Below are 8460 nucleotides of genomic sequence, written 5' to 3' on the forward strand. Positions count from 1 at the left end.
GATCGACAAGAGGGAAACCGTCTGCCCATGATCCATATCCCGAAATCGGAATACGCACGTCGCCGCAAGGCACTCATGGCGCAGATGGAGCCCAACAGCATTGCGATCCTGCCCGCTGCGGCGGTGGCCATTCGCAATCGCGATGTCGAACATGTTTACCGCCAGGACAGCAATTTCCAGTACCTGAGCGGCTTTCCCGAGCCTGCGGCCGTGATCGTCCTGATTCCGGGCCGGGCACATGGCGAGTACGTGCTGTTTTGTCGCGAGCGCAACGCCGAGCGTGAATTGTGGGACGGCCTGCGGGCCGGGCAGGAAGGCGCAATTCGCGACTTCGGTGCTGACGACGCGTTCCCGATCACCGATATCGACGACATCCTTCCGGGCCTGATCGAAGGCCGCGACCGGGTGTATTCGGCGATGGGCGGCAATCCCGAATTCGATCGCAATCTGATGGAATGGATCAACGCGATCCGCTCCAAGGCCAGCCTCGGTGCCCAGCCGCCCAACGAATTCGTTGCTCTGGATCATCTGCTGCATGACATGCGCCTGTATAAATCGGCGGCAGAGCTCAAGGTCATGCGCCATGCGGCGCAAATTTCGGCTCGCGCCCATGTGCGTGCAATGCAGGCCAGCCGCGCCGGTTTGCATGAGTACAGCCTGGAGGCAGAGCTGGATTACGAATTTCGTAAAAGCGGGGCAAAAATGCCAGCCTATGGCTCGATCGTCGCCTCTGGCGATAACAGCTGCATCCTGCATTACCAGGAGAATGATGCACTGCTCAAAAGCGGCGATCTGGTGTTGATTGATGCTGGCTGCGAGATCGACTGCTACGCCAGCGATATAAGCCGTACGTTCCCGGTCAACGGCCGTTTTTCAGCGGAACAGAAAGCGATCTACGAGCTGGTTCTGGCTGCACAAGAGGCGGCATTTACCGAAATTGCCCCTGATAAACACTGGAATCAGGCCCATGAAGCCACAGTCCGGGTAATTACCGCCGGGCTGGTGGAGTTGGGACTATTGCAGGGTGACGTTGACGAACTGATCGCCAGCGAGGCCTACAAGCCGTTTTACATGCACCGTGCTGGCCACTGGCTTGGGCTCGATGTGCATGACGTGGGTGAATACAAGGTCGAGGGTGAGTGGCGCGTGCTGGAGGCGGGCATGACCCTGACCGTCGAGCCGGGTATCTATATCAGCCCCGGCAACCTCGATGTCGCGAAAAAATGGCGCGGCATCGGCGTGCGAATCGAGGACGACGTAGTGGTCACCAAACATGGCTGTGAAATCCTGACGGGCGACGTGCCAAAAACTGTCGCCGAGATCGAAGCGTTGATGGCAGGCGCGGCATGAGCCGCGTCAATCTGGCCATCATCGGTGGCGGTCTGGTGGGGGCGAGCCTGGCGCTGGCGTTGCAGGCCGGGGCCAGGGCCCGTGGCTGGAAAATCGTATTGATCGAGCCGTTCGCCCCCGGCAACGCCTATCAGCCAAGCTACGATGCCCGCTCTTCGGCGCTCAGCTATGGTGCCCGGCTGATCTATGAACACTTGGGCCTGTGGCAGGCTATTTCTGAACGCGGTGAGCCGATCAAGGATATTCATGTATCCGACCGCGGGCGCTTCTCGACGGCTCGCTTGTCGGCCAGTGAAGAAGGCGTTCCGGCGCTGGGGTATGTGGTCGAAAACGCCTGGCTGGGCCAGTGCCTGTGGAAAAGCCTGGACCCGGACGTGATCAGCTGGCGTTGCCCGGCTGAAGTTATCCACATGCAACCGCTGGATGATGGCTATCGCCTGACCCTCAACGACGAAACCACGCTGGACTGCGATCTCGCCGTCCTGGCTGATGGCGGGCGTTCGGGGTTGCGCGAGAAACTGGGCATCCATGTGCGTCAGCAGCCCTACAACCAGAGCGCGCTGATAGCCAATATCACGCCGAGCCAGCCCCATGCTGGCATGGCGTTCGAACGTTTTACCGAAGAAGGCCCGATGGCTCTGCTGCCATTGCCTGACAACCGCTGCGCGCTGGTGTGGACGCGTTTGGGGATGGACGCGCAGCGTCTGGCAGCCCTGGATGAGCGCAGCTTTCTCAGCGAGTTGCAGGGCGTATTTGGCTATCGTCTGGGCACCCTCAAACAAGTGGGCGCGCGGCACCTGTATCCTTTGACGCTGATTGAAGCGCAGGAGCAGGTACGTCCTCATCTGGCGGTGCTGGGCAATGCGGCCCACAGCCTGCACCCGATTGCCGGACAGGGTTTCAACCTGTCCCTGCGCGATGCCCGGGCGCTGGCCGATGCCTTGTTGGGCAGTGACAAGCAACCCGGGGATTTCGCCACCCTGCTGAGTTATCAACAGGCGCAGCAACTCGACCAGCAACTGACCATCGGCTTCTCCGACAAGGTGACGCGGGTGTTTGGCAGTGAGCAGCCACTGGTGTCCTTTGGTCGCAACCTGGGCCTTCTAGGCCTTGACCTGTTGCCACCGGCCAAGCGCTGGTTTGCCCGTCAGGCAATGGGCCTGGGCACCCGCGCAGACAGTTGATGACGACCGGGGCGAGCTTGCCCCGTGTCGATCCATTTTTTCAGGTGCGGCGTACGCCGCTAGCGAGACAGGCTTAAAGCATGGAAATGCGCGCAGATCTGCTGATTGTTGGGGCCGGAATGGTCGGAAGCGCACTGGCGCTGGCGCTCAAGGACAGCGGGCTGAAAATCCTGCTGCTCGACGGTGGCCCGCTGAGCGTCAAGCCGTTTGCCAGCGAAGCGCCGTTCGAGCCTCGGGTCAGTGCCCTGTCGGCGGCCAGCCAGCGCATTTTGCAGCGTTTGGGCGCCTGGGACGGCATCATCCACCGCCGTGCCAGCCCGTACTCGCATATGCACGTGTGGGATGGCAGCGGCACCGGGCAGATCCACTTTTCGGCAGCCAGCGTGCACGCGGACGTGCTGGGCCATATCGTCGAGAACCGTGTGGTGCAGGACGCACTGCTGGAGTGCCTGCAGGGCAGTTGTATTGAAATGCTGGCCAATTCACGCCTGGAGCAGATGCGCCGTTCCGGCGACGACTGGCTGCTGACCCTGGCCGATGGCCGCACCTTGCGGGCGCCGCTGGTGATTGCCGCTGATGGCGCCAACTCGGCCGTACGTCGCCTCACCGGCTGTGAAACCCGTGAGTGGGATTACCAGCACCACGCTATCGTCACCAGCGTACGGTGTGCAGAACCGCACCAGCAGACCGCCTGGCAGCGTTTTACCGACCAGGGGCCGCTGGCATTCTTGCCGCTCGAGCGTGACGGTCAGCAGGACTGGTGCTCGATCGTCTGGTCGACCACCCCCGAACAAGCCCAATACCTGATGACGCTGGATGACGCAGCGTTCAGTCGTGAGCTGGAGCTGGCTTTTGAAGGTCGTCTTGGCAGTGTACTGAGTGCCGATCCACGGGTATGCGTGCCACTGCGCCAGCGCCATGCCAAACGCTATGTCGCCGAAGGCCTGGCGTTGATCGGTGATGCGGCGCACACCATCCACCCGCTGGCCGGGCAGGGCGTGAACCTGGGCTTCCTGGATGCAGCGGTGCTGGCCGATGTGCTGATGCACGCTGTGGACCGTGGCGAACGTTTGGCGGATGTGCGTGTGCTGAGCCGTTTCGAGCGGCGGCGCATGCCCCACAACCTGGCGCTGATGGCGGCGATGGAGGGCTTTGAACGCTTGTTCCAGGCCGACTCCCTGACCGCCCGCCTGTTGCGCAACACCGGTTTGAAATGGGTGGATAAAATGCCCGAGGCCAAGGCCTTGTTTGTGCGTCAGGCACTGGGCCTGAGTGGCGACCTGCCGCCGCTGGCCAGGCCGTAACATCTGGTAACTCCTCCGGGGCGAGTTAGGTTGAGATGGCAAATGTGATTCACTACCATTTACGCCCGATTCGCATTAAGAGAGACCGCCCCTCATGTTGGCACGCAAGCGTCTACTGACTGCCCTGGCCCTGACCGTTTTTGCGAGCGGTGTTTCTGCTGCCGATGAGGTGGTGGTTTACTCCTCGCGTATCGACGAACTGATCAAACCGGTATTTGATGCCTACACCGCGAAAACCGGGGTCAAGGTCAAGTTCATCACCGACAAGGAAGCGCCGCTGATGCAGCGCATCAAGGCCGAGGGGCAAAACGCCACAGCCGATCTGTTGCTAACCGTGGATGCCGGTAACCTTTGGCAAGCTGAGCAAATGGGCATCCTGCAACCGTTCACCTCCGAGGTGATCGACAAAAATATCCCGCCGCAATATCGCTCTTCTTCTCACGAGTGGACTGGTCTGAGCCTGCGCGCACGGACTATCGCCTATTCGACGGACCGGGTTAAACCAGAAGAACTGTCGACCTATGAGGCTTTGGCCGACAAGAACTGGGAAGGTCGCTTGTGTCTGCGCACTGCCAAGAAGGTTTACAACCAGTCGCTGACCGCCACCATGATCGAAGTGAATGGCGCCGAGAAAACCGAAGAAATCCTCAAGGGCTGGGTCAACAACCTGTCCACAGACGTGTTCTCGGATGACATCGCCGTGCTTGAAGCCATCAACGCCGGGCAATGTGACGTGGGCATCGTCAACACTTACTACTACGGTCGCCTGCACAAGCAGAAGCCCGATCTGGCGGTGAAGCTGTTCTGGCCCAACCAGGCGGATCGTGGCGTTCACGTCAACTTGTCGGGTATTGGCCTGACCAAGTACGCGCCGCATCCTGAAGCGGCCAAGGCATTGGTGGAGTGGATGACCACCCCTGAAGCCCAATCGATTTTCGCTGGCGTAAACCAGGAATTTCCGGCCAACCCAAGCGTTCCACCTTCGGCGGAAGTGGCGAGCTGGGGTAGCTTCAAGGCCGATGCACTGCCGGTTGAAGTGGCAGGCAAGCGCCAGGCTGAAGCGATCCGCATGATGGACCGTGCTGGCTGGAACTGATCAAAATCTGAAGTAATACCTGTGGGAGCGGGCTTGCTCGCGATAGCATCGCCGGGGTTTCATTGGAAACTGCGGTGTTTGCATCGCGAGCAAGCCCGCTCCCACATTTGTTTTCACGTCGTCCCATCCACCTCCGAGAGTTTTTCGTGGCCCATCCTGCCCAACGTCGCTGGTACCCGCTGGTTTTTGTCATTGCTGCCCTGGTGCTGCTGCCGCTGAGCGTGTTGCTGCTGTCCTGGCAAAGCATTGATGCCCAGATCTGGAGCCACTTGTGGGACACGCAGATGCCGCGCCTGCTGGGCAACACCCTTACACTGATCGTCGGTGTGGGCATCGGCGTCACGCTGTTGGGCGTAAGCCTGGCCTGGTTGACCAGCCTCTGTGAGTTCCCTGGCAGGCGCTGGCTGGACTGGGCGTTGATGCTGCCGTTTGCGATTCCCGCCTATGTGCTGGCGTTTGTGTTTGTGGGCTTGCTGGACTTCGCCGGGCCCATACAGACCCTGCTGCGCGAGTGGTTCGGCATGGGCTTGCGGCTGCCTCGGGTGCGCTCAACCGGGGGGGTGATCACCGTGCTGATTCTGGTGTTCTACCCCTATGTCTACCTGCTGGCGCGCACGGCGTTTCTGGCCCAGGGCAAAGGCCTGATGGAAGCGGCACGGGTGCTGGGGCAAAGCCCGTGGCAGGCATTCTGGCGCGTGGCATTGCCGATGGCGCGCCCGGCAATTGGTGCCGGCGTAGCGCTGGCCTTGATGGAAACCCTGGCTGATTTCGGTGCTGTGTCGGTGTTCAACTTCGACACCTTCACCACGGCTATTTACAAGACCTGGTACGGTTTTTTCAGTCTGTCGACGGCAGCACAACTGGCCAGTTTGCTGTTGCTGGTGGTCATGCTGGTGCTCTACGGCGAGCGCCGCGCCAGGGGGGCCAGCCGTGCCAGCAACGAGCGACCACGGGTCACTGCCCTTTACCACCTGAGCGGGCCCAAGGCATGGCTGGCCAGTGGCTGGTGTCTGCTGGTGTTTGCCTGTGCATTCGTGATCCCGATGTTGCAACTGGTGGTGTGGTTCTGGCAGCGCGGGCGCTTTGATCTGGACGAGCGTTATGTCGGTTTGATCGTGCATACCCTGTATCTGGGGGCAATGGCGGCGCTGATTACCGTCAGCGTGGCGCTGGTGCTGGCCTTTGCCCGACGCCAGGCGCCAACCCCGGCTATCCGTGCCGGGGTCAGCCTGGCGAACCTGGGCTATGCCTTGCCGGGTTCGGTGCTGGCGGTGTCGATCATGCTGGCGTTCAGTTATCTGGACCGCGAACTGGTGATCCCTGTTTCGGGGTGGCTGGGCGGTGCGGGCAAACCGTTGCTGCTGGGCAGCCTGTCGGCCCTGTTGCTGGCGTATCTGGTGCGATTTATTGCCGTGGCCTATGGGCCGCTGGAAAACAGCCTGGCGCGGATTCGTCCGTCTTTGCCCGAAGCCGCCCGCAGTTTGGGCGTCAGTGGCCCGCGACTGTTTTTCAAGGTGTATCTGCCATTACTGCTGCCGGGCACCTTGAGCGCTGCGCTGCTGGTGTTTGTTGATGTGCTCAAGGAGATGCCGGCGACCTTGCTGATGCGCCCGTTTGGCTGGGATACGCTGGCCGTACGCATCTTCGAGATGACCAGCGAGGGTGAGTGGGCGCGGGCTTCGCTGCCGGCCTTGACCCTGGTACTGGTCGGTTTGTTACCGGTCATCGGTTTGATTCGACGCTCGGCCCATCGCATCGGTTAGGTGTCAGTCCTCCTGCATGCGGCTACAATGCGCGGCATTCGGTGCGGTCTGTCTGTCAGGCCAGGTTTCTGCGTGATGTAAAAAAGCCGCTTGTTTGGCTTGAAATGCTCCGCAGCCTGTCCGCACCTTCGCCAAGCCCGGAAGGAGAAACCCATGGGACAGCGTACGCCTCTGTATGACCTGCATCTCGCCCTAGGCGCGAAGATGGTCGATTTTGGCGGTTGGGATATGCCTTTGCATTACGGCTCGCAGGTTGAGGAGCACCATGAGGTGCGCCGCGACTGTGGGGTTTTTGATGTCTCGCATATGACCGTGATCGACATCACCGGGCTTCAGGCCAAGCAATGGTTGCAGTATTTGCTGGCCAACGATGTCGAACGACTGAACACCCCCGGTCGCGCCTTGTACAGCGCCATGCTCAACGAGCAGGGCGGCGTGGTCGACGACATGATCGTCTACCTGATGCCTGGCGGTTATCGGCTTATCGTCAACGCCGCCACTCGCGATCAGGATCTGGCCTGGATGCAGGCTCAGCTTAAGGGCTATGACGTGCAACTGCAGGAGCGTCCAGAGTTGGCCCTGCTGGCCATTCAGGGGCCACAGGCGCGACATAAGGTCGCCGAACTGGTGAGCCAGGCCCGTGCCCAACTGATCCAGCAGCTCAAGCCCTTTGAAGGGCAGAGCTGTGGCGACTGGTTTATTGCCCGCACCGGCTACACCGGCGAAGACGGCCTTGAAATCGTGCTTCCGGCCGATCAGGCCCCGGCTTTTTTCAACGATCTGGTCGGCGCCGGTATTTCACCGATCGGCCTTGGCGCCCGCGACACCTTGCGCCTGGAAGCCGGCATGAACCTCTACGGGCAGGATATCCACCTGTCGGTGTCCCCCCTTTGCGCCAATATGGCCTGGACCATTGCCTGGGAGCCTGCTTCACGCAAGTTCGTGGGGCGCGAAGCGCTGGAGGCCGAAAAGGCCGGTGGCGTGCAGCTCAAACTGGTGGGTTTGGTGCTTGAAGAGCGGGGTGTTTTGCGCGCCCATCAGGTGGTTCGCATCGCCAATGTTGGCGAAGGAGAGATCACCAGTGGTAGTTTCTCTCCCACGCTAAGCAAATCGATCGCTCTGGCGCGAGTTCCGATGGCAACGGCTGACCGTGCCGAGGTTGAGATTCGTGGCAAGTGGTACCCGGTTCGCGTAGTCAAACCGACTTTTGTTCGTCTTGGCAAAGCCTTGATCTAACGTTTACTGGCGGGCGTGCACAGAGTGCATGCCGCTGACATTTATACTTGAGGACACTGAATATGAGCCTGATCCCTGCCGAGTTGCGCTTTGCTGAAAGTCACGAGTGGGCCCGTCTGGAAGCAGATGGCACGGTTACCGTAGGCATCAGCGATCACGCTCAGGAAGCCTTGGGGGATGTGGTGTTTGTTGAGCTGGCTGAAGTTGGCAAAGTATTCGCTGCTGGCGATACCGCGGGTGTTGTGGAGTCGGTAAAAGCCGCTTCCGACATCTACTCGCCGGTGTCGGGCGAAGTGATTGCCGTCAATGAAGCGCTGGCTGACAGCCCTGAGTCGCTGAACAGCGAGCCGTACACCAGCTGGATTTTCAAGCTCAAGCCAAGCAACACCGCCGAGCTGGAAAAACTGCTGGACGCTGCCGGCTACAAGGCTGCAATCGGCGAGTAACGAGCAAAAGAATCTCAACTGTGGGAGCGGGGGGGGGCGGGGCCCACCCAAGGGGGGCGGCCGCGCCCCCCCCCGGGGGGG

Annotated in this window: 7 protein-coding genes; all 7 read left to right on the top strand. The window is 60.8% G+C overall.

Annotated elements, in window-relative coordinates; translation table 11 throughout:
- Positions 1–27 precede the first annotated feature (27 nt).
- A complete protein-coding gene (gene pepP, locus QN377_RS10835) occupies positions 28–1350 on the top strand; it encodes a Xaa-Pro aminopeptidase (RefSeq protein WP_095024221.1) in 1323 nt (440 codons plus the stop codon).
- On the top strand, positions 1347–2534 hold the full coding sequence (ubiH, locus tag QN377_RS10840; protein ID WP_130872329.1) for a 2-octaprenyl-6-methoxyphenyl hydroxylase: 1188 nt from the start codon (positions 1347–1349) through the stop codon (positions 2532–2534). The genes pepP and ubiH overlap by 4 nt, the downstream gene beginning before the upstream one ends.
- Positions 2535–2620: 86 nt before the next feature.
- Entirely contained in the window at positions 2621–3838 is a 1218-nt protein-coding gene (locus QN377_RS10845; protein WP_179291770.1) for a 2-octaprenyl-3-methyl-6-methoxy-1,4-benzoquinol hydroxylase, read from the top strand.
- A gap of 94 nt (positions 3839–3932) precedes the next feature.
- Positions 3933–4934: an extracellular solute-binding protein gene (locus QN377_RS10850; RefSeq protein ID WP_095000720.1), complete on the top strand. Its 1002-nt coding sequence runs from the start codon at positions 3933–3935 to the stop codon at positions 4932–4934.
- A gap of 146 nt (positions 4935–5080) precedes the next feature.
- Positions 5081–6697, top strand: coding sequence for an ABC transporter permease (locus tag QN377_RS10855; protein ID WP_095000721.1), 1617 nt, complete (start codon positions 5081–5083; stop codon positions 6695–6697).
- A 153-nt stretch (positions 6698–6850) separates the two neighbouring features.
- Positions 6851–7933, top strand: a complete 1083-nt coding sequence (gene gcvT, locus QN377_RS10860) for a glycine cleavage system aminomethyltransferase GcvT (protein WP_095000722.1) — start codon at positions 6851–6853, stop codon at positions 7931–7933.
- 62 nt (positions 7934–7995) lie between these two features.
- Positions 7996–8379, top strand: coding sequence for a glycine cleavage system protein GcvH (gene gcvH, locus QN377_RS10865; protein WP_095000723.1), 384 nt, complete (start codon positions 7996–7998; stop codon positions 8377–8379).
- Positions 8380–8460 lie beyond the last annotated feature (81 nt).

This window comes from Pseudomonas sp. CCC4.1, assembly GCF_035019225.1.
GTDB classification, from domain to species: Bacteria; Pseudomonadota; Gammaproteobacteria; order Pseudomonadales; family Pseudomonadaceae; genus Aquipseudomonas; species Aquipseudomonas bubulae.